This is a genomic window from Streptomyces globisporus (assembly GCF_003501885.1).
In the GTDB taxonomy this organism is placed as follows: Bacteria; Actinomycetota; Actinomycetes; order Streptomycetales; family Streptomycetaceae; genus Streptomyces; species Streptomyces globisporus_D.
This window is the reverse complement of record NZ_QWFA01000055.1, coordinates 1-24,622: the sequence shown is the minus strand read 5'-3', so window position 1 is coordinate 24,622 and position 24,622 is coordinate 1. Positions and strand designations below refer to the sequence as shown.

Below are 24,622 nucleotides of genomic sequence, written 5' to 3'. Positions count from 1 at the left end.
AAGCGACGGCTTCGGCTCTACGCACGGAGAGCGGACGTCCACGTTCCGTGAAGGAGCGCACGGCCGGAGGGGGTACCTGACCCCCGATCGGGAAAGGTCACGAAAATGTATCGGGCATATCGCTCATCGTCCTTCCCAGCGGCGGGGCGCTTTGGCTAGCGTGCTCGGTCAGGTGATCCGTACCTCCCTGAGGCGAACCGCGCCTAACGGACACCTCTGCCGAATCCGTCCTGCCGTCCCGGCAGTTCGGAACCGGGGACCCACACGCAGAACCGGGGTGAATCGGTCCGTGCCCTCGCATGCGGACCGTAGGACAGCCTTCCGTTCCGTCCGAACCCGACAGCTAACCCGGTAGGCGGTCCACGGAAGGAGATGCCGGTCTTGGCATCGCATCGCAAGCCGCGCACGAAGGTGCGCACCACCACCCCCGCCGTCGGGCTGACGACGGCCGCGCTGGCCTCCGTGACGTTGCTCTCCACGCAGAGCGCCACGGCGGCGCCCGCGGAGCCGAAGCCCGCGATCGAGGACGTGCAGAAGAAGGTCGACGCCCTGTACCGGCAGGCGGGCACGGCGACCCAGGAGTACAACCGGGCCAAGGCCGCCTCCTCCTCGCAGCAGAAGAAGGTCGACACGCTGCTCGCGGACGTGGCGAAGCGGACCGAGAAGATCAACGAGGCGCGCCGGGCCCTGGGCTCCTACGCGGCGGCCCAGTACCGCAGCGGCGGCATCGCGCCCACGGCGACGTTCTTCTTCGCGGACGACCCGCAGGGGTACTTCGACCAGAGCCGGCTGATGGACCGGGCGACGGAGCAGCAGCAGAAGGCCGTCAGCGACTTCCGTACGCAGCAGGCCTCGGCGGCCAAGAAGCGCGCGGAGGCCGTGAAGAGCCTGGAGACCCTGACCGAGACGCAGGCCACGCTCTCCTCCAGCAAGAAGGACGTCCAGACCAAGCTGACCGAGGCGCGCGGGCTGCTGTCCCGGCTGACCGCCGAGGAGAAGGCGCGGCTGGCGGAGCTGGAGCGCAAGAAGGAGGCCGAGGCGAAGGAGAAGGCGGCGAAGCTGGCCGCCCGCCAGGCCGCCGAGGCGAAGGAGAAGGCCGAGGCCGAGGAGAAGGCCCGCGAGGAGGCCGCGAAGGAGCCCGGCGGCGGTTCGGGTTCCGGATCGGGCACGGGCACGGGTTCGGGGTCCGGTTCCGGTACGGGCAGCGGTTACGCCGCCAAGGCGGAGAAGGTGCTGGCCTTCGCCCGCGCCCAGATCGGGAAGCCGTACGTGTGGGGGGCGACGGGCCCCTCCAGTTACGACTGCTCGGGGCTGACGCAGGCGGCCTGGCGGGAGGCGGGCGTGACCCTGCCCCGGACCACCTGGGACCAGGTCGAGGTCGGCACGCGGGTCGCCACGTCCGATCTCCAGCCCGGGGACCTGGTCTTCTTCTACGACGACATCAGCCACGTCGGCATCTACAAGGGCGACGGGATGATGATCCACGCCCCGAAGCCGGGTGCGAACGTGCGCGAGGAGTCGATCTACTACATGCCGATCTACGGGAGCGTACGCCCGGCGTGACACCGGGAGGGGGCGACCGGTGACCGGCCGCCCCCTCCCCCGGACGATCGGGCCCGGTCTCAGGTCCAGACGGTGGCGATGAAGATGTTGACGGTCGTCAGGGCGCCGACGGCGATGAACGCGCCCTTGTCGACCTTCTCCTCGTCGCGCTTGACGTAGACGAGGGCGAGGATCACGACCAGCAGCGCCAGCTTGATGCCGATCTTGACGTTGTTCACGGTCTGGTCGTCGGCCTGGTTGAGGCCGACCAGGGCCACGCCGGTGACCAGCATGGTCAGCGCGCCGTGCAGCATCGCGGGGGTGAACCGGGCGGTCCCGGCCCCCATGGCCTTCATCTGCGTCAGGAAGCCGCCCAGCAGGGAGGCGATGCCGATGATGTGCAGGGCGACGAAGACATTGATGAGTACGTCCATGGCCCGGGAGCCTAGCCATGGCCAAAGTTTTACTTTTCAGTGAGGCAAGCCTTCCTCGGCACTTCGATCATCCGTGACCGGCGAAACGTCACATCAGGGCAATAGCTGTCATGGCGACTCTTTTCTCCGCGCCCGGATTAGCGTCCATCCCGGACCCGCCGCCGTTCCCGGCGGACAGCCGAGAGGAAGGATGCCGTCCCCGTGGCAGCGCACCGCAGGTCAGCTCATCGAAAACCCAAGCAGCGCCCGCTCACCGGCCCTGCTGCCCGCACCGCCGCCACCCTGGCGCTCGCCGGGGTGGCCACAGCCGGCTCGGTGACCGGGGCGGGCGCGGCCCCCGCCGAACCGGCCCCCACCGCGGCGCAGGTCAAGGCGAAGGTCGACCGGCTCCACCACGACGCCGAGGTCGCCACCGAGAAGTACAACGGGGCGAAGGAGAAGGCGGATGCCGCGACCCGCACCGTCGACGCCCTGACCGACGAGGCCGCCCGCCGCACCGACAGCCTCAACACCGCCCGGCACGCACTCGGTTCGCTGGCCACCGCGCAGTACCGTTCCGGCACCCTGGACCCGGCCCTGCAACTGGCGCTCTCCTCCGACCCCGCCGCCTATCTCGAACGCGCCTCCTACCTCGACCGGGCGGGCGACCGGCAGACCGGGCTGCTGCGGAACATCAAGCGGCAGGTCTCCCGCATCGCCCAGGTCAAGGCCCGCGCCGACCAGGAGACCGAACGCCTCGCCGCCCGCCGCACCGAACTGCGCGAGCACCGCACCGCGGTCCGCGCCAAGCTGGCCGACGCCCGGAAGCTGCTGGACACGCTGACAGCCGAGGAGCGCGCCGACTTCGAGCGCTCGGCCGACGCCCGGCACGGCGGCGGGCCGGCCCACGCCGACCGCTCCACCGCCCGCAGCGGCCCAGTGGCTGCCCCCAACTCCCGCGCCGGGCAGGCCATCGCCTTCGCCCACGGCGCGATCGGCAAGCCGTACGTCTGGGGAGCGACCGGCCCGAACGCCTTCGACTGCTCCGGCCTCACCCAGGCGGCATGGAAGGCGGCGGGCGTGAGCCTGCCCCGCACCACCTACACCCAGATCAATGCCGGACAGCGCATCCCGCGCTCGCAACTGGCCCCCGGCGACCTGGTGTTCTTCTACTCCGGGATCAGCCACGTCGGCCTCTACATCGGCGGCGGCCAGATGATCCACGCCCCGCGCCCGGGAGCACCGGTGCGCATCGCGCCGATCGACCAGATGCCGTTCGCGGGCGCGACCCGGGTGGCGTAGCAGCGCGATCCGGCCTCAGACCAGCCGTCGCGCCGTCGCCCAGCGGGTCAGTTCGTGCCGGTTGGAGAGCTGGAGCTTGCGCAGCACCGCCGAGACGTGCGACTCGACCGTCTTCACCGAGATGAACAGCTGCTTGGCGATCTCCTTGTAGGCGTAGCCGCGGGCGATCAGCCGCAGGACCTCGCGCTCGCGCTGGGTGAGGCGGTCCAGGTCCTCGTCGACCGGCGGGGCGTCCGTGGAGGCGAAGGCGTCGAGGACGAAGCCGGCCAGGCGAGGGGAGAAGACCGCGTCGCCGTCCTGGACCCGGAAGACGGAGTCGACGAGGTCGGTGCCGGTGATCGTCTTGGTGACGTAGCCGCGGGCGCCACCCCGGATCACGCCGATGACGTCCTCCGCGGCGTCCGACACCGACAGCGCGAGGAAGCGGACCGGGTTCTCCACCGCGCCCATCAGGGGGGCGCAGCGACGGAGGACCTCGACGCCGCCACCGCCCGGGAGGTGGACGTCGAGGAGGACGACCTCGGGGCGGGTCGCGGTGATGACGGTGACGGCCTGGTCGACGTCGGCGGCCTCGCCGACCACCTCGACGCCGGTCTCCTCGGTGCGGCCGATCTCGGCCTGCACCCCGGTGCGGAACATCCGGTGGTCGTCGACGAGCACGACCCGTACCCGTCGCTCCGGGCCCCCGGTGGCTTCGGTGTTCTCGGTCATTCGCTCGCCCTCTCCATCTCCAGCTCGACCTCGGTGCCCCCGCCGGGCACCGAACGCAGCCGGGCGGTCCCGCCGTTGCGCTGCATCCGGCCGATGATTGATTCTCGTACGCCCATGCGGTCCCCGGGAACCTCGTCCAGGTCGAAACCCGGACCGCGGTCCCGTACGGACACGAAGACCGTACGGCCCTCGACCTCCGCGAAGACCTGGACCGCCCCGCCCTCGCCACCGTACTTGGCGGCGTTGACCATCGCCTCGCGCGCGGCCTGCATCTGCGCGGACAGCTTCTCGTCGAGGGGGCAGTCGCCGACCACGACGACCTCCAGGGGCACGCCGTGCTTGTCCTCGACCTCGGCGGCGGCCCGCTTGACCGCCTCGGCCAGGGTCTCCGGTTCGTCGTCCTCGTCCTTGCCGGTGCCCTCGGGGTTGTAGAGCCAGTTGCGCAGCTCGCGTTCCTGGGCACGGGCGAGACGTCTGACCTCGCCGGCGTCGTCCGCGTTGCGCTGGATCAGGGTGAGGGTGTGCAGCACGGAGTCGTGGACGTGGGCGGCGACCTCGGCCCGCTCCTGGGCGCGGATGCGCATCAGGCGCTCCTCGGAGAGGTCCTGGGTCATCCGCACGAGATACGGGCCGGCGAGCAGGAAGATGCCGGTCAGTACCGCGATGGCGGCGGTCAGCACATTGCCGAACTGGGCGGCGGAGCCCCGGACGACGAGGAAGACGGCGAGGCCGAGGCCGACCAGGGCGACCCCGGCGAGGCCGCGGGCCACGTGGAGCAGCTTGCGGTTGCGGCTGACCTCCATCCAACGGGCGCGGCGGGCGTTGTCCGCCTGTCGCCAGACCAGGACGGAGCCGGCGCCGATGAGGAGGGTGGGCCAGATGTAGCGGTCGGCCTCGCTGCCCATGTCGACGTTGGCGACGAACACGACGGCCCCGACGAGCAGCGCGATCAGGGCGACGAACTGGCCCTTGTCCGGCTTGCGAAGCTTGCGGCGGCCGTCCGCCGAGACCTCGAACACCGAGCGCGGGGCGTCGACGCCGCCGACGCCGAGCGGGACGACGATCCAGAACACCGCGTACAGCACGGCGCCGAGGCCGTCGGTGAAGAACAGCCCGAGGAAGAGGAACCGCACCCAGGCGACCGGCAGCCCCAGGTGTCCGGCGAGCCCGCGCGCGACGCCGCCGAGCAGCCGGCCGTCGGCGCTGCGGTAGAGCTTGCGCACCGGCGGCTCCTCCGGGTCGGCGGCGAGGGAGCTGGCGGCTCGGGCGGTGGCGGCTGGCATACCCCGATCGTCACACGCCCGGACACGGGGCGGCATCAGGGTCAGCCCCCGAACCGACCCTGATGCTGTCCCCGGGGTGGGGCCTCGTGTCAGGGCAATATCAGGGACCGTCCAGGGTCGGGGCGGCTCCCGGCGGGCGGTCCGGCCCGTCACCATGGAGGCATGACCGCTCCCTCCAACACCGCTCCCGGCGCCGCGCCCCCCGAAGCGCCGAAGCCGACGCTGCGGCGCACCCCACGGCAGAAGGTCGTCGCCGGGGTGTGCGGCGGACTCGGCCGGTACTGCGACGTGGACCCGGTGATCTTCCGGATCGTGGTCGGAGTGCTGTCGGTGACCGGGGGCATCGGTCTGATCTTCTACGGCTTCGCCTGGCTGCTGCTGCCCGCCGACGGCGAGGACGAGAACGAGGCGCGCAAGCTGCTGTCGGGCCGGGTCGACGGGGCGTCCCTGGTGGCGCTGCTGCTGGCGCTGATCGGCTGCGGTCTCTTCCTGTCGATGCTGCACAACCGGGGCATGCTGTCGTTCGCCGCGCTGCTGACGGTGGCCGTCGTCGGCTTCGCCGTGTGGACGCAGTCCCGGCGGACGGGGGACCCGGAGGACCCGGCTGCCCCGCCCGGCGCACCGGCCGCCCCTCCGGGCCCCGCGCACACCGGCGGCCTCGGCACGCCGCCGCCGGAGGTGAAGGCCCCACCGACGCCGGGCAGTCCCTCGTGGTGGCGGGACCCGATCGTCAAGGACGGCACCACCGGCCCGGTCGGCTCCGGCTATCTGTGGGGCCCGCCGGACACCGACCCGGAGGCGGCGCGGGCCGGGGCGAAGGCCGGGCGGCCCGCTCCGGACGCCCCGTTCCGGACACCGCAGCCCTCGGCCGAGCCGCGCGGACCGCGCTCCATCGGTGGGCTGGTCTTCCTGACGGCGCTGGTGGCGGGCGGTCTGGGCACGGGGCTGAGCTGGGAGCACCAGCCGCTGGGCACCGCCCTCCAGATCGGTCTGGCCGCGGCTCTCGCCGTCTTCGGGCTCGGTCTGCTGATCGCATCGCTGCTGGGGCGGACCGGCTTCGGCACGGTCTTCATGGCGATGGTCACGGCGGGCCTGCTGGCGGGCGCGGCGGTGCTGCCGAAGGACATCGACACCTCGTGGGCCCGCAAGGAGTGGCGGCCCGTGTCGGTGGCCGCCGTCCAGCCGCGCTACGAACTGAGCACGGGCGACGCCCGGCTGGACCTGTCCGGCCTCAAGGTCCCCAAGGGCGAGACCGTGCGCACGGAGTTCGACGTGGCGGCGGGGCGGGCGGCCGTCGTCGTCCCGGCGGACGTGACGGTGAAGGTGCGCGCCGAGGCGGGCCTCGGGGAGGTCCGTCTGGAGGAGGGGCAGCGGGTCCAGGTCCGGATCAACAACGGCGAGTCGACCGAGCGCACGCTACCGCCGCCGAAGGGCACGAAGCCCGCCGGGACGGTCGAGTTGGACGTGGAAGTCGGCATCGGACAGGTGGAGGTCACCCGTGCTGCGTCATGAATTCCGGCCCGGCAGGGCCGTGGCCGGCCTGGTGATGCTGGGCCTGGCCGCCGGGTACGCGGCGGACGCGGCCGGGGCCTGGGAGGTCCCGTGGACGTTCTTCCTGCCGCTGTTCTTCGGCGGGCTGTGGCTGGCCGCGACGGTGACCTGGGCCGCCTACATGCTGCGGCGGCGGCGCGCGGCGAGGAAGGCGTCGGCGGAGAACAGCGGGGCGCCCGCGAGCACCAGCGGCAGCCACGCCATCAGGTAGGGCAGGTCGTTGCCGTAGTAGTACGGGGTGGCCTGCCAGCTCACGGTCAGCCAGAGGCTCAGCGAGATCAGCGCCCCGCCGAGCGCCGCGAGCCGGGCCCAGAGGCCGACGAGGGTGCCGAGGCCGACGAGGAGTTCGCCGATCGCGATGGCGTAACCGAAGCCCTCGGGGCTCTTCAGGGCCAGGTCGACGAGGGCGGGGATCGCGGAGGAGTCACGCACCCCGCGCATCATCTCGCCGATGGACCCGTTGCCGGTCGCCGACATGAACGCGCTGTCGGTGAGCTTGTCGAGGCCCGCGTAGACGAAGGTGACGCCGAGGAAGATCCGCAGCGGCAGCAGGGCGTAGACGCCCGCCTGCTCCTTCAGTGTCGTGCGCTCGCCCAGTCCCGACGAACCCCGCTCGCCATAACCGTTCATCACCGCTGCCCCACTTCCCGAGGTCCCGTCACTTCGACCATACGTACGCCTTCGGCGCACCGCTCACCAGGGTTGCGGGGCAGATCGGTGAAAGCGGGCGGCGGCGGTCAGTCGGTGACGTCGATCGGGACCCGGTCGGTCTCCACCCCGGCAGCGGTGACGACCTGGACGTCGACGGTGCCCGGCTCGACCTCGACCGGGACGGGCACGGTGAGGACGGTGTCGGTGGGGTTGGCGAAGCCCCCGGCGACCGGAACCAGCGGGACGTGGACGTGGACGGTCCCTATCCGTACGACGAGCCGGGCCAGCCGGTCGGGGGTGCCCGCGCCGGGCGGGACGAAGCCGGCGCCCCGGATCTCGATGTCGTCGCCGGTCCGGATCGCGCCGTCCAGGTCCCCGGCCTCCCGGGCCCGGACGACGGACAGCACGACGGGCCGGCCGCCCTCCGCGTACTTCCCGGCGAAGTAGGTCGCCGCCGAGACGGCCACCAGCAGGGCGAGCCCCCACGGCAGATCGGGCAGTTGCTCGGGACGGCGGGCCAGGCGGACCCCGGCGAACAGCACGGCGACGGCGCTGACGAGCACGTACTGCACATCGGTGAACGACCCTCGCCCGGAGTCGTCGGTGAGCAGGTCGGCGGCGCGCGGCCGGTCCGCGCGCAGCTTCTGGAGCCGCCGGCCCAGCACCCGTACGGTCACGACGCGGCGCACGACGACGGCGACCGCGCACACCAGCGCCAGCACGGCCACGACCCCGGCGGAGCGCACGAGGTCGAGCCCCTCGATCAGCGCGTCCCGCTCGTCCGGGTCGGAGGCCCCGGCCAGTTGCAGCGCGAGGACGAGCACGGCGAAGACGGCGAGCAGCACCCAGGAGGCGGCGACCGTCCGGGAGGTGGAGAGCCGGTTGTCCTCACCGATCAGCGGGGCGAGGAGGCCGCCGCGGGCGCGGTGGAATCGGGCGGCGACGGTGAGGAGCCCGGCGGTGGCGAGGGCGGCGAGCAGGGCGGCGGTGCGGGCGGTGGACCAGCCGGCCCCGATCGCGGTGACGCAGACCCCGACGAGGAGCGCCCCGGCCGCGCCCCAGACGGTGAACAGGGTGGATCGCCAGACCTGGTACGGCCAGGCGTCCCCGGCCTCCCGGGCCCGTTCGGCGACGGCGCGGGCGGACCCGGTCAGCTCGTCGGAGACCCACTGCCGGGAGGCGGAGGGAGACTGGGCGACCCCGGCGGGCAGCCCGTTGCCCGCCGCGAGTTCGTCGCGCTTGGCGAGGAACGCGGCGACCGCGCGCCGGTGGCCGCGGCGCGCTCCGTGCGGGCAGTCGCCGCAGGTACAGCCGCCGCTGTGCGTGCCGCTCGTCCTGGTTTCGTCCAACGCCACGGAGGATTACGCCCTTTCCCGCCCCGGTACAGCCAACTCACTTGCGATATCAGCGAATTGTGCCGTACCGGGAGGCCGGCTCCCGCATCGGGGCGGCCCGGGGGCGCGTGTCGTCAGAACGTTCGACTGATCCGCTGCCACAGGGGTTGGTAGTTGATCCAGGCCACCAGGTCGCTGCCGAGGTGGTCGCGGGTGGTGAGGGCGTCCCGGTGCGAGATGAGGACGGGCTTCCCGGCGGCCCGCGCCAGCAGCTGCACCTGGCAGGCGCGCTCCAGCGTGAGGAACCACCAGGCCGCGGCGTCCACCGAGTCCCCCACGGTCAGCAGCCCGTGGTTGCGCAGGATCACCGCCTTGTGCGGCCCGAGCGCGGCGGCGATCCGCCGGCCCTCGTCCTCGTCCACGACGACACCGGAGTAGTGGTCGTACAGCGCGTGGTCCTCGTAGAAGGCGCAGGACTCCTGGGTGATCGGCTCGATCGGCTCCCCGAGCGCGGCGAGCGCCCGCCCGTGCGTGGAGTGGGTGTGCGCGACGGCCACGGTGTCCGGGCGGGCCCGGTGCACCGCCGCGTGCACGGCGAACGCGGCCGGGTTGACGTGGAAGCGGCCCCGGACGACCTGGCCGTCGCCGTTGACGAGGATCAGGTCCCCGGGGGCGATGTCGGCGAAGGGCGCGCCGAACGGGTTGACCCAGAAGCAGTCCGCCAGTTCGGGGTCGCGCACGGTGATGTGCCCGGAGACCCCGTCCTCGTACCCGAGCTGCCCGAACAGCCGCAGCGCGCCGGCCAGCCGTTCCCTGCGGTACGTGCGTTCCTCGGCCGGGGAGGCGTGCACGGGCGGCATCGCGAACTGGAGCTGCTCGACGGGGATCGGGGCGGGGTCGGACACGGCGATCTGCTCGGACATGGCGGCTCCTCACGTTCTCCGGGGCGTACAGGACCGGAAGTTACCGCCGGGTGGGGTCGGTGAGAAGGGGTGGGGGCCTCCCCGGTCAGGCGCTGAGCACCAGATAGGCGAGGGTGAAGGAGGAGCGGTAGCCGCCGTAGTAACCGGTGCGGCGGGCGTCGACCTCGGCCGTCACCTCGGCGTGCAGCGGATGGTCCGGGTTCGCCAGGGCCCAGCGCTGCCCGCGTCCGATCGGGCCCTCGGACTCGAAGAGGTCCCATTCACGCTCGTCGGCGACGGTGACCTGAAGAGCGCGCAGCCCGACGGACTCCGCCAGCCGGATCAGCTCCAGCAGCGAGCAGAAGTCCCCGGGCTCGGCCCCCAGCCCCGCCAGCGCGGCGGGCGTGGGCTCCCGCTGCCAGATCCCCTCACCGAACAGCACCCGTCCGCCTGGGCGTACGGCGGCGGCGAGGGCGGTAAGGGCGTTTCGGGTCGACTCCCGGGCGGTGGCTCCGGGCCACGCGTGCGAGGAGCCGATGGAGACGGCGAGGTCGTAGCCACCCTCGGCCCACTCGGCAGCGGGCGTCGTGTGGAACCGTACCCGGTCCACGAGCCCCCGCTCCCCGGCGAGCTTCCGCCCACGCGCCACGGCGTCCGGGTCGGTCTCGACGCCGTCCCCGGTGGCCGCGGGCGCGGACTGGACGAGCCGCATGAGCAGTTCGCCCCAGCCGGAGCCGAGGTCGGCGATCCGCGCGCCGGGGGCGGGGTCGCAGGCGGCGATCAGCCGATCCGCGTGTTCCTCGGAGAGCGGGGTGTTCCAGATGAGGCGGTCGTTCCCGGGTGCGGAGATGATGGCGCGGACTTCTTCGGCGGACATGGTTGAGGAGCCTGGCACGGGCGGGGAGGCCCGTGCCAGGGAATTACCGGCGGCCCCGGCGGTAGATCCCGCTGAGGTCCACGTCGACCGGGAAGGGAACGGACAGGTTCATCTTCTGGTGGTGGCTTCCGGTGGGCGTGCGGGTGCGCGTGGCCGGGTCGAGCTCGTAGACGTGGAGACGGGCAGGTCGTCGCCCTGCTCGACCCGCCAGAAGTGCTTGACCCCTGCCTCGGCGTACGTGCGCGGTTCGACGCCCCCGTCGCGCTCCGGGGAATCGGGGGACACGACCTCGACGGCGAGGACGACGTCCTCCGGTGCGTACCAGGTCCGGCCGGGGCCGGTCTCGGCGTCGGCCCTGTACACCAGGAGGTCGGGCTCCGGTACGACAATGCCGCCGCCCAAACGAAGGAGCGACGGCATCGGCGTTGACCTGGGGGCCTTCGGGGCTCAGCCCAGCCCGGGAGGGGTCACTCCCACTCGATCGTCCCCGGCGGCTTGCTCGTCACGTCGAGGACGACGCGGTTGACGTCGGCGACCTCGTTGGTGATGCGGGTGGAGATCTTCGCCAGCGTCTCGTACGGCAGGCGCGACCAGTCGGCCGTCATGGCGTCCTCGGAGGAGACCGGGCGCAGCACGATCGGGTGGCCGTAGGTGCGGCCGTCACCCTGGACGCCTACCGAGCGGACGTCGGCGAGGAGGACCACCGGGCACTGCCAGATGTCCCGGTCCAGGCCGGCCGCCGTCAGCTCCTCGCGGGCGATGGCGTCGGCCTCGCGGAGCAGGTCGAGGCGGTCCTTGGTGACCGCGCCGACGATGCGGATGCCGAGGCCGGGGCCGGGGAACGGCTGGCGCTGGACGATCTCCTCGGGGAGGCCCAGCTCCTGGCCGACCATGCGGACCTCGTCCTTGAACAGCTGACGCAGCGGCTCGACGAGCTGGAACTCGATGTCGTCGGGGAGGCCGCCGACGTTGTGGTGGGACTTGATGTTGGCGGTGCCGGTGCCGCCGCCGGACTCCACGACGTCCGGGTAGAGCGTGCCCTGGACGAGGAAGGCGACCTCGGGACCCTCCTCCTGAAGGATCTCCAGCTGGGCCTGCTCGAAGACGCGGATGAACTCGCGGCCGATGATCTTCCGCTTCTCCTCGGGGTCGGAGACCCCGGCCAGCGCGTCCAGGAAGCGCTTCTCCGCGTCGACCACCTTCAGCTTCGCGCCGGTCGCGGCGACGAAGTCCTTCTCGACCTGCTCGGTCTCGCCCTTGCGCATCAGGCCGTGGTCGACGTAGACGCAGGTGAGCTGGGAGCCGATGGCCTTCTGGACGAGCGCGGCCGCGACGGCGGAGTCGACGCCGCCGGAGAGGCCGCAGATGGCGCGCTTGTCGCCGACCTGCTCGCGGATGAGGGCGACCTGCTCCTCGACCACGTTGGTGGTGGTCCAGTTGGGCTCGATGCCCGCGCCGCGGTAGAGGAAGTGCTCCAGGACCTGCTGCCCGTGGGTCGAGTGCATGACCTCCGGGTGGTACTGGACGCCGTACAGCTTCTTCTCGTCGTTCTCGAAGGCGGCGACCGGGACCACGTCGGTGGAGGCGGTGACCGTGAAGCCCTCGGGGGCTGCCGAGCAGGCGTCGCCGTGCGACATCCATACCGGCTGCTCGGTGGGCGTGCCCTCGAAGAGCGTCGAGCCCGCCTTGGTGACGTGCAGCGGGGTACGGCCGTACTCACGGGCCCCGTTGTCGTCGACCGTGCCGCCGAGCGCCGTCGCCATCAGCTGGAAGCCGTAGCACATGCCGAAGACCGGGACCCCGGCCTCGAACAGCGAGCGGTCCAGGGACGGCGCGCCCTCCGCGTACACCGACGAGGGGCCGCCGGAGAGGATGATCGCGCGGGGGTTCTTGGCCAGCATCTCGGCCACCGGCATGGTGGACGGGACGATCTCGCTGTAGACCCGGGCCTCACGGACGCGGCGGGCGATGAGCTGGGCGTACTGCGCGCCGAAGTCGACGACGAGGACCACGTCGGCCGTGGCGTCGGGGGCGGCGGGGGGTGCTGCTGGCACGGGGCGGCCTTCCGGCGGTGGTGATGAGGGTCGGTTCTTCCGATTCTACCGGCCGTGCGCGGACCCTCGGCCGGGCCGGTGGCGGGGGTGCCCCGGCCCGGCCGCGTCTCACGATCCGGGCCGCGTTTTGTCGGGGCGACGGAAACGGGGCCATACTGTGCGCCATGCGTCAGCACACGACCTTCGTCTTTACCTATGGCATCCGGCCCGCCGGCTGCCATGGTCGTGCTGCTTGAGCTACTGACAAGCAACGTTCCAGGCGCCCCGGGCCAGCAGGCCCGGGGCGCTCTGCGTATCCGGGCCCGTTCGCCCCGGGTGGTCTCCGACCATCAGGAGTCACCACCATGAGCAGCATCAGCACCACCGACACCACCGTCGCCACCGGCGCCCACACCGACGAGGCCGCCGCCCTGATCGGCGGCGCCCGGGAGCGTATCGACGCCCTCGACGACCGGATCATCGGTCTCGTCCAGGAACGGATGGCCGTCTCGGCGGTGATCCAGGAGGCCCGGATCACCTCGGGCGGCCGCCGGGTCAACCTCTCCCGCGAGACGGCCGTGCTCGGCCACTACAGGGACGCGCTGGGCAAGCCGGGCACCGCGCTGGCGATGACGCTTCTGGAGCTGTGCCGCGGCCGGGTCTGAGGCCCGGTGGGCGGCGCGCGGACGGAACGGTTCTCCGCCCGCGCCGCAGGGGCCGTATCTGCGTTCGGGGCCCGTCTCACCCGTACGGCGCGTGACCAGGAGCGCGGTGCCTTCGTTGGTCCTGGTGTCCGTGCCAACCAGGGGCGGCATCGGTAGGAAACCACGCGTGGCTCCGCCGGGGAGTGTGACGTACTGCAGGTGCGTCGTGGGACCACGACCCGGCGTATGTGACCGGTCCGCAGGGGACAGCAGCCCGGTCACCCCATATGCGGCCGATCCCGGGGACGCCCGGGTCGGCCGCATCGGAACGCATCCGGACGGAGGCCCGCTCCCTCCTCCGCCGCTCTCCGCTCCCTGCTTCTCAGGTGTGGCGCGCGGCCCGTCGCCGTGCCGCCGTGAACAGCACCAGGCCCGCCGCCAGCGCCGCGGCCGCCGTGCCCGAGGCGATCAGCGCGATCGACCCCGTCGAGGCGAGTCCGCCGCCGGAGCCCCCGGCCGTGCCCGCAGAGCTGCCGCCGGTCGTGGTGGACTCCGAGGGGCCAGGGGTGCCGGACGGGCTCTCCTCCGGGTCCGGGGCCGAGGTCGGCGGGGTGGAAGGCTCGCCCGAGCCGCCGTCGCCGCCCTCCGTCGCACCGCCGGAGTCGGAGCCGTCGCCCTCACCGTTCAGGATCAGGTAGGCGGTGTTGTTGGCGGGCTCCGGGTCGAACGGGAGCTTCGGGTTCTTCAGGAAGGTGTTGCGTACGGTCACCGCGCCGCTCGCGCCGACCATGGCCTTGTCGACCCGCAGCTCGAAGCGCAGGTCGAGGCCGCCCCCGTCCCGCACGGTCATCGAGGTGTTGCAGAAGTAGCGCGGCGCGGGGGTGTTCTGGTCCTCGCGGTACTGACCGTCGGCCGTCACCGCGCGGCAGCTCTCCGGCTTCGTCGCGACCGAGGCACCCTGGGGGACGGTGAAGTCGACGGTGGCGACGTCCTCGCCGGAGCGGATGTGGCCGATCCACGCCGGTCCCTCGTTGCGGAAGCCGATGTCGGCCTTGACGAAGGAGCCCTCGGTCCCGGCCACCTGGTCGCCGTACGCCACGAAGTCGGCCGTGTTCTCCGTACGGAAGTCGGCCTCCTGCTGGTTGTCGTACGGGTCGAGGTCGGTGCTCCGGACCGCGGCGCCCTTCTTCACCGGGACGGCCTTCAGCACGCCGCCGGTGCCCCGCTCGAAGGGGGCGCCCGCGCGCTGGGCGGTGCGCTGGGCGGCGCTGTCCTCCTGGATGCGGTAGAGGAAGGTGTCGTAGTAGGCGCGCTCGGTGGCCTCCAGCGTCAGCGGAGTCGCCAGCGTGTACGTCGCGCCCGCCTCGAAGGCTCCTTCGACGGAGCAGAGCGCGGTGGTCGAACCGAAGTCCGGCTGGTCCGGGTCGTCCACGGTGTACTCGCAGTTGGAGTAGCGCTGCGGGATGTCCAGGCCGCGCGAGTACCGCAGCGTGAGCAGGACACCGTCGGCGTCCCGGGTGCCGCGGTTGGCGAAGGTGATCGGGGCCTGCTGCTTCTCCCCCGGGGTCAGCTCCGTCTTGAACGGCAGCCGCTCCATCACGAGGTCGGGGCCGCCGACCGTGAGCCGGGTGGTGAACGGCGTGAAGGTGGCGCCGTCCGCCTGGCCGGTCACCTTGATCGTGCCGGTGGCGCCGTTCTCACTGCCCTTGGCGGCGGTGACGACGAAGTCGGCGGCCGACTGGGAGCCGGGCCAGATGCCCCAGTCCTCGCAGACGGCCTTGGTGCCGGTGATCCTGCAGTCCGGGCTCGCCTCGCCGTCGATCTTCACGTCGGCGACGCCCGCGACGCCGCTGAGGTCGAAGGTGAGGGTGAAGTCGCCGTCGAAGCCGCCGTTCTCCTCGTCCTCGGACGGGTTGTACAGCGTGATCCCGACCTTGGAGGACTTCGGCTTGCCGCTCTCCGGATACGGGTGCAGGGCCGTCTCGGCCGGGCCACCGAACGTGAACACCGGCGTGTCCGCGGCCTGTGCCGGGGCGGCCGCCCCGGCGAGCGAGGCCGCGGCCAGCAGGCCTGCGGCGGCGAACGAACCGGCTGCGCGGTGCAGCACGGTTCTCGGGGTGGAACGTGTCATCGGGGACCTCAGGGACTCGGCGGGAGCTGTGGGGCTGCTGTGACGGATGTCGCGGTACGGGTTGGACCGCACAGCTTCCCGAACAGTTGCCCTCCCCAAGATCACGGATTGGGCACGGTCACGGGTTGGGTACGGGGGTGTTCCCGACGCCCTTCACGTCCGCACCGGCCTCCGCCGTGTCCTTCGGCGGCACCACGGGGATGCCCAGGAACGGCAGCTTCAGCGCGCCGAACGCCTCCTTCGGCACGGCCGGCGTGCGCGGTGCGACCGGGGTGAGCCGCTCGTATGCCGCGTCCTGCTCCGGGCGCGGGTCCGCCTCGCCCTTGTTGGGCCACAGCGACATCGCGCGCTCGGCCTGGGCGGTGATGGTCAACGAAGGGTTGACGCCGAGGTTGGCGGAGACGGCGGAGCCGTCGACGACGCTGATGCCGGGGTGGCCGTAGAGGCGGTGGTACGGGTCGATGACGCCTTCCTCGGCGCTCGCGCCGATCGGGCAGCCGCCGAGGAAGTGCGCGGTGAGCGGAGTGCCCATCAGCTCGCCGACGTTGGACCCGGCGAAGCCGTTGATCTCCTCGGCGAGCAGGCTCGCGCCGAGGGTCGCCTCCGGGATCTGCGTCGGGTTGGGGGCGCCGTGGCCCTGGCGGGCCGTGAGCAGGCCCTTCCCGATGCCGCCCGGTTTGCGGTACGTGGTCAGGGAGTTGTCCAGCGACTGCATGACCAGGCCGATGATGGTGCGCTCGGACCAGCGGCGGTTGGAGAGCGAACGGGCCGCCAGCGTGGGGTGCTTGATCATGTTGGCGATCCAGCCGCGCACCCGGTGGGCCCCGTAGGGGACTTGGAGGATCGTCATCGCGCCCATGGCGTTGGAGCCCTTGCCGTAGCGGACGGGCTCGATGTGGGTGTTGTCGTCGGGGTGGATCGACGAGGTGATCGCGACGCCCCGGGTGAAGTCGGCCTTGGCGGTGCCGTGCTTCTTGCGGTAGCGGCGGTCGCTGGTCTGGGCGCCCACCAGACCCTCGGAGTTGGTCCGGGTCAGCTCGCCGAGCTTCGCGGAGAGCCGGGGCAGCAGCCCCCGGTCCTTCATGGTGTGCAGGAGGGTCTGGGTGCCGTACGTCCCGGCGGCGATGACGACCTTGCGGGCGCGCAGCTTCGTGGGCTTCGCCCTGCGGCGGCGGTCGGTGGGGACGGTCAGGACGCGGTAACCGCCCTCGGGGTCGTCGGTGACGGCGACGACGGAGGTCATCGGGTGGATGGCCGCTCCGGCCCGCTCGGCGAGGTGGAGGTAGTTCTCGTTGAGGGTGTTCTTCGCGCCGTGGCGGCAGCCCGTCATGCACTCGCCGCACTCGGTGCAGGCCTTGCGGTCGGGGCCCGCACCGCCGAAGTACGGGTCGGGGACGCTGCCGCCGGCCTTGGCCTTCGCGGTGCCGTCGGCGTCCTTGCCGTCGCCGAAGAAGACGCCGACCGGAGTCATGTGGAAGGTGTCGCCGACGCCCATGGTCTCGGCGACGGCCTTGAGGTGGATGTCGGAGGGGGTCATGGTCGGGTTGAGGCGGACCCCGAGCATCCGGCGGGCCTGGTCGTAGTACGGCTTCAGCTCGTCCTGCCAGTCGGTGATCGAGGCCCACTGACGGTCCTCGAAGAACGGGGCGGGCGGCACGTACAGGGTGTTGGCGTAGTTGAGCGACCCGCCGCCGACGCCGGCCCCGGCGAGCACCATGACGTTGCCGAGGAGGTGGATGCGCTGGAGGCCGAAGAGGCCGAGGGCGGGCGCCCAGAGGTAGTTCTTCAGGTCCCAGGAGGTCTTGGGGAGCGTGGCGGGGGTGAAGCGGCGGCCCGCCTCCAGGACGCCGACGCGGTAGCCCTTCTCGGTGAGCCGGAGCGCCGACACCGCGCCCCCGAAGCCCGAGCCGACGACCAGGACGTCGTAGTCGTACGCGGCGTCGTCCTCGGCCGGGACGTGGCTCACGGCCTGTTTCTGGGCAGGGCTGTCCTGGGACATGGCACTCCTCGGAACGGAATCGGTACGGAAGGGGCGCGCTGCGGCGGCTCAGCGCAGCCGGAACGCCTTCATCACCTTGAGGCTGGTCGTCATGAACGCGGCGTACTTCTCGTCGTCCATCCCGAAGGCGGGCGCGAGCGGGATCAGCCGCTGCTGGGCGACGGTCTGGGCCTCGGTGTACTTGAGGATGCCCTCGGAGCCGTGGCGCCGGCCGAGGCCGGAGTCCTTCATGCCGCCCATCGGGGACTGGACGCTGCCGTAGGCGGGGGCGTACCCCTCGTTGATGTTGACGGTGCCGGTGCGCAGCCGGGCCGCGACCTCGTGACCGCGCCGGGAGTCGGTGGTCCAGACGCTGGAGTTGAGACCGTACGGGGTGGCGTTGGCCAGCGCGATCACCTCGTCCTCGTCGCTGAAGCGGTAGATCGCGACGACAGGACCGAAGGTCTCCTCGCCGCAGACGGCCATGGGGGCCTCCACGCCGTCAAGGATGGTCGGCTCGTAGAACAGCGGGCCGATGTCGGGGCGGGCGACGCCCCCGGCGACGAGGGTCGCGCCCTTCTCGACGGCCTCGTCGACATGGCGTGCGACGGTCTCCAGCTGGCGTTCGCCGACGAGGGAGCCCATGTCGGCGCCGTACGCCAGGGAGCTGCCGAGCCGCATGGCCTTCGTCCGGGTGGCGAAGCGCTGCACGAAGTCGTCGGCGATCGACTCGTGGACGTACAGCCGCTCGATGGAGATGCAGAGCTGTCCGGCGGAGGAGAAGCAGGCGCGGACGGCTCCGGCGGCGGCCTTCTCGACGTCGGCGTCCTTGAGGACGAGCATCGCGTTCTTGCCGCCGAGCTCCAGGGAGACGCCGACCAGGCGGGAGGCGGCGCCGACGGCGACCTCGCGACCGGTGCGGGTGGAGCCGGTGAAGGAGACGTAGTCGGCGCGGCTGACGACCTCGGGGCCGACGACCGGGCCCTCGCCGAGGACGATCTGGAAGACCTCGGCGGGCAGTCCGGCCTCGATGAGCAGGTCGCGGGCCCACAGGGCGGTGAGCGCGGTCTCGGTGTCGGGCTTCATCACGACGGCGTTGCCGGAGACGAACGCGGGCAGGGCGTCGCCCACGGAGAGTTCGAGCGGGTAGTTCCAGGGGGCGATCTGGCCGACGACACCGCGCGGCTGGCGCAGTTCGGTGACCTTGGTGAGGGTCGGGACGACGCCGGTGTGGCGGCGGGGCTTGAGGTAGGAGGCGGCCTTGCGCCCGTAGTGGCGGGCGGCGACGGCGACGGCCTGCACCTCCTCGTGGGCGTGCAGCCGGGCCTTGCCGGTCTCCAGCTGGATGAGGTCGAGGACCTCGGACTGGCGGCTCAGGACGAGGTCGTGGAAGCGCAGCAGCACGGCGGCCCGCTGCCGTACGGGGACGGCGGCCCAGACGGGCTGGGCGGCGCGGGCCCGGTCGAAGGCGGTGGCCACGTCCTCGGGGGTGGACTCGGGCAGGTCGGCCAGCTTCTCCCCGGTGAAGGGGGTGTGGTTGGCCGTGCGGCCCGACCCGACGACCCCGCGGGTCAGCTGGGCGATCACCTCGGGGGTGACCACGTCGGCGGCCGTGCGCACCCCGGCGGGGGCGACCGCCACGGGGTTCGTACCGAGAGGGGCGTCAGGGGCCTGCGAGTCCGTCATGGGGCCGAGAGTATGTCCAGCCGGAGCCTTTGGGTACCCGTCGGTAACAGTTTTTCACAGGACCCGCCACCCTCGCTCGGCACCACCCCCGAACGAGCCAGTGATCGCTGGCGACATAACCGCTGATCAGTGGTGTTGCGGCCGACCGCCCGACGGCGGCCGGCCCGCGGCCCTCAGGAAGCGTGAATTTTCAGCCCCTCGGTCACCTCGGCGAAGATCGCGTCGCCGTCCTTCGCCGCCTCCCCCTTCGCGGGCGTCTTCACGCGCACATGCCAGTAGGGGTCGCTCTTCGTCTCGCCGGGAATCAGCAGCTCCCGGAAGCGCAGGCGCACCGGGTCGTCGCCGGACGAGGCGTAGGGGACGTACTCGGTGGTCATCTCGATCGCTCTGCGCCCCTGGTGGGTGGTGTCCTTGTACGTGACGGAGGCCTCCTCCATCTGGGTGCCGCTCGCCCCGCCCTTCTCGTAGTACGCCTTGCGGGCCACCGGGTCGACGCCCGGGTTGTCGTCCATGTTGTCGGGGTCGCTCTTCGGGGCGCGGTGCCAGAAGGCGATCTCGAAGACACCGCTGGGGTCCGCGTACCAGACCAGTTCCCCGTCGTCGTCCTGGACCCGCTTGTACTCCTCGGGCACCGCCACATCCGCCGACAGCACCTCGTTCTCCGGCCGGATCTGCCAGTTCTCCGGCGGCCCGTCGCCCGCGAACGGGTTCAGCAGCACCAGCACGAGCGCGACCACCACCGCCAGCGCCCCGCCGCCGAGGGCGAATTGGGCGGCCCGGTTGCGGTGCAGCACCGGCGGCACCCACTTGCTGCCGCCGCCGGAGCCGCCCGTGGCCAGTGCGGCGTACGGGGAGGTCGCGGGGGCGGGGGCCGGGGCGGCCAGTTGCCGAAGTGTCCCGCGGACCTCGGCGGCCGGCGGGCGCGCGGCGGGGTCCTTGCGGAGCAGCTGCATGACGAGCGTGCCGAACGCGCCGGTGCCCCGGGCGGGCGTCTGCGGTTCGGCGGACAGCACGGCCTGGAGGGTGGCCGGGGTGTGCGAGCGGCGGTACGGGGACATCCCCTCGACCGCCGCGTACAGGACGACGCCCAGCGACCACAGGTCCGACTCCGGCCCGGGGCGCTGCCCGAGGACCCGCTCCGGCGCGATGTACTCGGGCGAGCCGATGAACGCGCCGGTCTCGGTGAGCTGCTGCTCGCCCTCGATCTGCGCGATCCCGAAGTCGGTGAGCACGACCCGGTCGCCGGTGCCGAGCATGACGTTGTCCGGCTTGACGTCCCGGTGCAGGATGCCGATCGCGTGGGCGGCCATCAGCGCGTCGAGGACCGCGAGGCCGATCCTGGCCGCCTCGCGGGGGTCGAGGGTGCCTTCCTGGAGGCGGTCGCCGAGCGACGGGCCGCGCACCAGCTCCATGACGATCCACGGCTTGCCGTCCTCGATCACCACGTCGTGGACGGTGACGACGGAGGGGTGGTCGATCCGGGCGGCGGCCCGCGCCTCGCGCCGCATGCGCTCGTGCACGGTGCTGCGCTCACGCTCGCCGAGGTGGTCCGGTACGCGCGGCTCCTTGACGGCCACCTCACGGTCGACGACCTCGTCGTGGGCCCGCCACACCGTGCCCATCCCGCCGTGCCCGAGCCGCGCGATCAGCCGGTAGCGCCCGCCGATGAGCCGGGCCCCCGCCCGGCCCGGGGCGCTCGCCGGAGGGGCCGGGGAGGGAATGTGCGCCGGGGGCGCGGGGTGCGGTGCGCCGAATCCGCCCGGGGCGTGCGGTGGCTGGAGTCCGTAGCTGGTGGGCTCGTCGGCCCGTCCCCCGTGATCTGTCATGCGCACCATCCTGGTTCACGTCCGGGGCCCGGCACCACCGGGGTCGGACACCGGGTACGGAGCCGTGACCGTACAGCAACCCGCACGGGGCACGGGCCGCTGTGCCCGGGGCCTGCCGGGCCGCCCGCCCTCACTGCTGCGGCTGCGGGGCGCGCCAGCTGCGGAGCATGATGTCGAACTTCTCGCGGCTGGCCTCCCAGCCCTCCTGCGGGGCGGTCAGGTACAGCGCGTACTCGGGGCCGCCGGGACCGCCGTAGTACATCTGGTCGATCCCGTGCCGGGGTCCCGCGTGGTCCTTGGTCTCGTTCCAGGTGAACTCCCAGAGGGCGCCCGGCCGGTCGCGGAAGGTGTTCTTCTCCAACCCGATCCGCTGGTAGCCCGGCAGCCGCTCGGAGAGCTGCTCCTCCATGTTCTCCATGTGCAGATACGGATGGTCGAAGTCCGGGTCGGGGTCGACGCTGATGCGTATCCGGTGGGCCCCGTCGTCCGGGGTGTAGTCGATCTGCCCCTCGTTCAGCCGGCGCTCCCAGCCCTTGGGCACGACGAGGCTGAAGCCGGCGGGGTCGTCGACCCGGTGCCAGCCGTCGGGTATCTCCGACGCGCCCTGGGCGGGGTCGGTGGGAGCCGGGGTGGTCCGGGGCGCGGACGGTGTGCTTCCGGCGGCCGTACCGCCGCTCGCGCCGGCCGGGGTGTCCGAGCCCTCCCCGTACTTCATAGCGATCAGCCCGGCCGCGCCGCCGAGCAGGGCCGCGGCGACGACCACGACGAGCACCGTGCGCCACCGGGATCCCGCACGCCGGGTGACCGGGGCGGAGTCGGGGCCGGGGGCCGGGGCGGTGCGGTCCGGGGCGTGGGCGGCCGGCGCGGTCGCGGTCGAGCCGGTCGCGGCGGCGGAGGCGGTCGCTCCGGGCAGCCGGGTGGTGGCGCCGTCGGAGCCGGCCGGGGAGTCGCCGTTACCTTCCCCGTAGCCGTAGCGGGACTCCTCGGGGAAGCGCTGGGTCGGCACATGCGCCTGGGCGGCCCGGGGTTCGCGGCCCTCCATGGCGTCCAGCAGCATCTGCTCGGTCTGCGCGGCCGTGGGCCGCTCGGCCGGGTCCTTGCGGAGCAGCGCGGTGATGACGGCGCCGAGCGGACCGGCGTTGACCGGGGCGGGCGGCTCCTCGGTGACGACGGCCTGCATGGTGGAGATCGGGGACGTACGGCGGAACGGGGAGGTCCCCTCGACCGCCGTGTACAGCGTCGCCCCCAGCGACCAGAGGTCGGAGGCCGGTCCCGGGTCGCCGCCGCGTACCCGCTCGGGGGCCAGGTAGTCGATGGAGCCGACCAGTTCGCCGGTACGGGTGATGGTGGAGTCGCCCTCGATCGCGGCGATCCCGAAGTCGGTCAGGAGCACCTGCCCGTCGCGGGCCAACAGGACGTTGCCGGGCTTGACGTCCCGGTGCAGCACCCCGGCGCCGTGGGCGGCGCGCAGGGCGCTCAGCACGTGCAGCCCGATGCGGGCGGCCTCGCGCGGGGCGACCTCGCCGCTCTCCTTGGCCGCGTCGGCGAGCGAGGGCCCGTCGACGTACTGCATGACGATCCAGGGGCGGTTGTCGTACTCGATCACGTCGTGGACGGTGACGACGCCGGGGTGCGTGATGCGCGCCGCCGCCCGGGCCTCCTTCTGCGTCCGGGCGTGCAGGACGAGCCGGTCGGCCTCGGCGACGTACAGTCCGGCGGTCAACTCCTTGACGGCGACCGTACGGTGCAGCACCTCGTCGTGGGCGCGCCAGACCTTGCCCATGCCGCCCCGGCCGAGGACGTCGCCCAGCCGGTAGCGCCCCGCCAGCACCAGTCCGGCTTCCGTGCCCTGTGATCGATCCACCTGATGTCCCCGCCCCGTTCCTCGAATGGCCAGATTACGGAGGCGGGGCGCGGCGGGGATACGGGGGATCGCCCACGAGACCGCACTGTGATGGTTGTCGGCACCGCACAACGCCCGCGGTGGGACCGGGCCGATGACGCGGGGTCAGCCGACGACCCGGTAGGAGGCGATGGCCTGCTCGTAGATCTCGGTGACCTTGTCGCGGTCGTTCTCGGGGCCGATGACCTGGATGACGTGGTACCGGCCGTCGACGATCATGGCGAGGTTGCGGACGAACACCTCGCGCCCGCCGCTCTCCTGCCAGGTGAACTGTCCCTCGGCCATGGCCTGCCGGCCGACGTCGACCCGGCGCAGTCCGGACGAGGAGGACCAGCTGGAGTCCCGGAACGGCTGGAGCTCGGGCTCCTTGTCCCGCTGGTAGTCCAGCGGATCGCTGCCGCCCGACTTCACGGTGTCCCGGCCGGGCACCACGAGCAGGGTGAACCCGTCGCTCCCGTAACGGATCTGACGGTCCGCGTTGGCCGGGCTGCGCTGCCAGTCCTTCGGTACGCCGATCTCGAAGCCCTCGGCGTCCTTGCGGAGTGTGTAGCCGGGGGCGAGGGCCGCGGCGGACCGGCTGGTCTGCGGCTTCTGGGAGCCGGGCTCGCCGGATCCCTCCGTCGAACCGTCCGCCGGATCCGAGGGCTCGGGCTCTCCGGAAGCGGCGGGCGGTGCGGCGGAATCGGTGGGCGCGGGCGCCCCGTTGTCCTGGCCTTGGTCAGCCTTCGGCATGAACATCACGGCGTACGCGATGGCGGCGGCCATCAGCAGGAGGACCAGTACGAGCAGCAGTCGGCCCAGTTTGCGCGGGGACCCCTCGCCCCGGCGCGGGGTTTCGCGCAGCACCCGGGGGCCCTTGGGGGCACGCGGCACGCGGGCCGGGCGCTCGTCCTCCCAGGTCTCCACGGGCCTGCGGACGGAACGGTCGGGCGGCAGCAGCGACTCGTGGCGGTCCCGCTGCTTGCCGCCGCGCTGCTTCGGCGGCTGCTGGCGCTTCCCCTGGCGGTGCCGGCCGGCCCCGGCGCCGCCGAACCGGCCCCGGCGCCGCCGGACCAGCTCGCCCCGGCGGCGTACGACGGGGAGGCGGGTGGCGTCGGGCGCGGGCAGCGGCACGACGTCGGCGCCCGCCTCCGGCTCCGGCGCGGAGCGCACCAGCGAGCGCAGCCAGCCGCGCAGCTCCTCGAAGTCCGGCCGCTCGGTGGGGTCCTGGCGCAGCAGCGACTCGACGACGGGCCGCAGCGGACCGCACTCCTCCGCGAAGGCGGGCGGCTCGCCGCACACCATCTGGACGAGCTCGGCCGCGTTCTCCTCGGGGTAGGGGGCGTGGCCCTGGACGGCGCGGTAGAGCAGCGCGCCGAGCGCCCACAGGTCGGTGGAGGGGCCGATCGGCGGCGCGAGCTGCCAGTTCTCGTGGACCGGACCCGCCTGCTCGGGGGCCCAGCGCTCGGTGACGGCTCCGACGACGGCGATCCGGGCCTGGCGGGCGCGTTCGGCGGCGAGCGGGGTGGCGGGGCCGCGGTAGACGGCCGGTTCGCCGCCGCCCGCGACGGCGTCCTCCCAGGCCCGGGTGGTCGTCCGCGCGGCCGGGAGCGGCGCGGTGCGGGCCGGCTCCTTCGCGGCGGAACCCGGTACGCCGGATACGCCGGGCCGCCGGGAGTCGGCGCGCAGGGCGTCCGCGCCCGATCCGCCGGCCGGGACGGGCCGCCCGGCGCCGGGCCCGTCGTCCCAGGTCCCGGCGAGATGGACACGGCGGCCCGGCGGCCGGGGGCCCTCTTCGTCGTCCTCGTCGTCCTCGTCGTCGTAGGGGTCCTCGCCGGGGCTGCCCCAGGGGGCGGTCAGCCGGGGGGCGACGGGG

At 72.8% G+C, this 24,622-nt stretch carries 19 protein-coding genes, 1 pseudogene and 1 riboswitch; of the genes and pseudogenes, 5 read left to right on the top strand and 15 right to left on the bottom strand.

The window, feature by feature from the left end; translation table 11 throughout:
• Positions 1-207: 207 nt before the first annotated feature.
• A riboswitch (cyclic di-AMP (ydaO/yuaA leader) is annotated at positions 208-374 on the top strand.
• On the top strand, positions 373-1,563 hold the full coding sequence (locus D3105_RS12795) for a C40 family peptidase (protein WP_206272720.1): 1,191 nt from the start codon (positions 373-375) through the stop codon (positions 1,561-1,563). It overlaps the preceding riboswitch by 2 nt.
• Positions 1,564-1,622: 59 nt before the next feature.
• Here the strand turns inward: D3105_RS12795 and D3105_RS12790 are convergent, their stop codons facing one another.
• Positions 1,623-1,976, bottom strand: a complete 354-nt coding sequence (locus tag D3105_RS12790; RefSeq protein ID WP_010058679.1) for a hypothetical protein — start codon at positions 1,974-1,976, stop codon at positions 1,623-1,625.
• A 201-nt stretch (positions 1,977-2,177) separates the two neighbouring features.
• Between D3105_RS12790 and D3105_RS12785 the strand changes: the two genes are divergently transcribed.
• Positions 2,178-3,257, top strand: coding sequence for a C40 family peptidase (locus tag D3105_RS12785; RefSeq protein ID WP_118903373.1), 1,080 nt, complete (start codon positions 2,178-2,180; stop codon positions 3,255-3,257).
• A gap of 15 nt (positions 3,258-3,272) precedes the next feature.
• Here the strand turns inward: D3105_RS12785 and D3105_RS12780 are convergent, their stop codons facing one another.
• The gene (locus D3105_RS12780; protein ID WP_118903372.1) at positions 3,273-3,968 is read right to left on the bottom strand and encodes a LuxR C-terminal-related transcriptional regulator; all 696 of its coding nucleotides are present in this window, start codon (positions 3,966-3,968) and stop codon (positions 3,273-3,275) included.
• Positions 3,965-5,251, bottom strand: a complete 1,287-nt coding sequence (locus tag D3105_RS12775) for an ATP-binding protein (protein WP_118903371.1) — start codon at positions 5,249-5,251, stop codon at positions 3,965-3,967. Before D3105_RS12775 ends, D3105_RS12780 begins: the two co-directional genes overlap by 4 nt.
• Positions 5,252-5,413: 162 nt before the next feature.
• Between D3105_RS12775 and D3105_RS12770 the strand changes: the two genes are divergently transcribed.
• Positions 5,414-6,763, top strand: coding sequence for a PspC domain-containing protein (locus D3105_RS12770; protein ID WP_118903370.1), 1,350 nt, complete (start codon positions 5,414-5,416; stop codon positions 6,761-6,763).
• Positions 6,750-7,013: a hypothetical protein gene (locus D3105_RS12765; RefSeq protein ID WP_078614327.1), complete on the top strand. Its 264-nt coding sequence runs from the start codon at positions 6,750-6,752 to the stop codon at positions 7,011-7,013. The genes D3105_RS12770 and D3105_RS12765 overlap by 14 nt, the downstream gene beginning before the upstream one ends.
• On the opposite strand, the gene D3105_RS12760 is transcribed toward D3105_RS12765, so the two are convergent.
• From D3105_RS12760 to guaA, 6 genes are all read right to left on the bottom strand, one after another.
• Complete coding sequence (locus tag D3105_RS12760) at positions 6,920-7,432, bottom strand: DoxX family protein (protein WP_118903369.1); 513 nt, start codon at positions 7,430-7,432, stop codon at positions 6,920-6,922. The genes D3105_RS12765 and D3105_RS12760 overlap by 94 nt on opposite strands.
• 107 nt (positions 7,433-7,539) lie before the next feature.
• Entirely contained in the window at positions 7,540-8,808 is a 1,269-nt protein-coding gene (locus tag D3105_RS12755) for a hypothetical protein (RefSeq protein ID WP_118903368.1), read from the bottom strand.
• A gap of 113 nt (positions 8,809-8,921) precedes the next feature.
• Entirely contained in the window at positions 8,922-9,710 is a 789-nt protein-coding gene (locus tag D3105_RS12750) for a class II aldolase/adducin family protein (RefSeq protein WP_118903367.1), read from the bottom strand.
• 85 nt (positions 9,711-9,795) lie between these two features.
• Positions 9,796-10,566, bottom strand: a complete 771-nt coding sequence (locus tag D3105_RS12745) for an SAM-dependent methyltransferase (RefSeq protein ID WP_118903366.1) — start codon at positions 10,564-10,566, stop codon at positions 9,796-9,798.
• A 108-nt stretch (positions 10,567-10,674) separates the two neighbouring features.
• The gene (locus D3105_RS12740; RefSeq protein WP_240646886.1) at positions 10,675-10,986 is read right to left on the bottom strand and encodes a Uma2 family endonuclease; all 312 of its coding nucleotides are present in this window, start codon (positions 10,984-10,986) and stop codon (positions 10,675-10,677) included.
• 47 nt (positions 10,987-11,033) lie between these two features.
• Positions 11,034-12,620 carry a glutamine-hydrolyzing GMP synthase gene (gene guaA / locus D3105_RS12735; protein WP_118903365.1) on the bottom strand — a complete coding sequence of 529 codons (1,587 nt, stop codon included), beginning with the start codon at positions 12,618-12,620 and terminating at the stop codon, positions 11,034-11,036.
• Positions 12,621-12,964: 344 nt separating this feature from the next.
• Here guaA and D3105_RS12730 point away from each other — a divergent pair, with 344 nt between their 5' ends.
• Positions 12,965-13,264 carry a chorismate mutase gene (locus D3105_RS12730; RefSeq protein ID WP_118903364.1) on the top strand — a complete coding sequence of 100 codons (300 nt, stop codon included), beginning with the start codon at positions 12,965-12,967 and terminating at the stop codon, positions 13,262-13,264.
• 361 nt (positions 13,265-13,625) lie between these two features.
• Here D3105_RS12730 and D3105_RS12725 read toward each other — a convergent pair whose 3' ends face one another.
• The 6 genes and pseudogenes from D3105_RS12725 to D3105_RS12700 form a co-directional block, all read right to left on the bottom strand.
• Positions 13,626-15,374 (bottom strand): peptidase, encoded by a 1,749-nt coding sequence (locus D3105_RS12725; protein WP_118903363.1) that lies wholly within the window; start codon positions 15,372-15,374, stop codon positions 13,626-13,628.
• Between the two features lie 118 nt (positions 15,375-15,492).
• Positions 15,493-17,373 (bottom strand): GMC oxidoreductase, encoded by a 1,881-nt coding sequence (locus tag D3105_RS12720; protein ID WP_118903362.1) that lies wholly within the window; start codon positions 17,371-17,373, stop codon positions 15,493-15,495.
• A gap of 48 nt (positions 17,374-17,421) precedes the next feature.
• Positions 17,422-19,038 (bottom strand): succinic semialdehyde dehydrogenase, encoded by a 1,617-nt coding sequence (locus D3105_RS12715; RefSeq protein WP_118903361.1) that lies wholly within the window; start codon positions 19,036-19,038, stop codon positions 17,422-17,424.
• A 173-nt stretch (positions 19,039-19,211) separates the two neighbouring features.
• Complete coding sequence (locus tag D3105_RS12710; protein WP_118903360.1) at positions 19,212-20,864, bottom strand: serine/threonine-protein kinase; 1,653 nt, start codon at positions 20,862-20,864, stop codon at positions 19,212-19,214.
• Positions 20,865-20,994: 130 nt separating this feature from the next.
• Entirely contained in the window at positions 20,995-22,728 is a 1,734-nt protein-coding gene (locus tag D3105_RS12705; RefSeq protein ID WP_118903359.1) for a serine/threonine-protein kinase, read from the bottom strand.
• A 144-nt stretch (positions 22,729-22,872) separates the two neighbouring features.
• A pseudogene (locus D3105_RS12700) lies at positions 22,873-24,622 on the bottom strand (protein kinase); the annotation flags it as partial.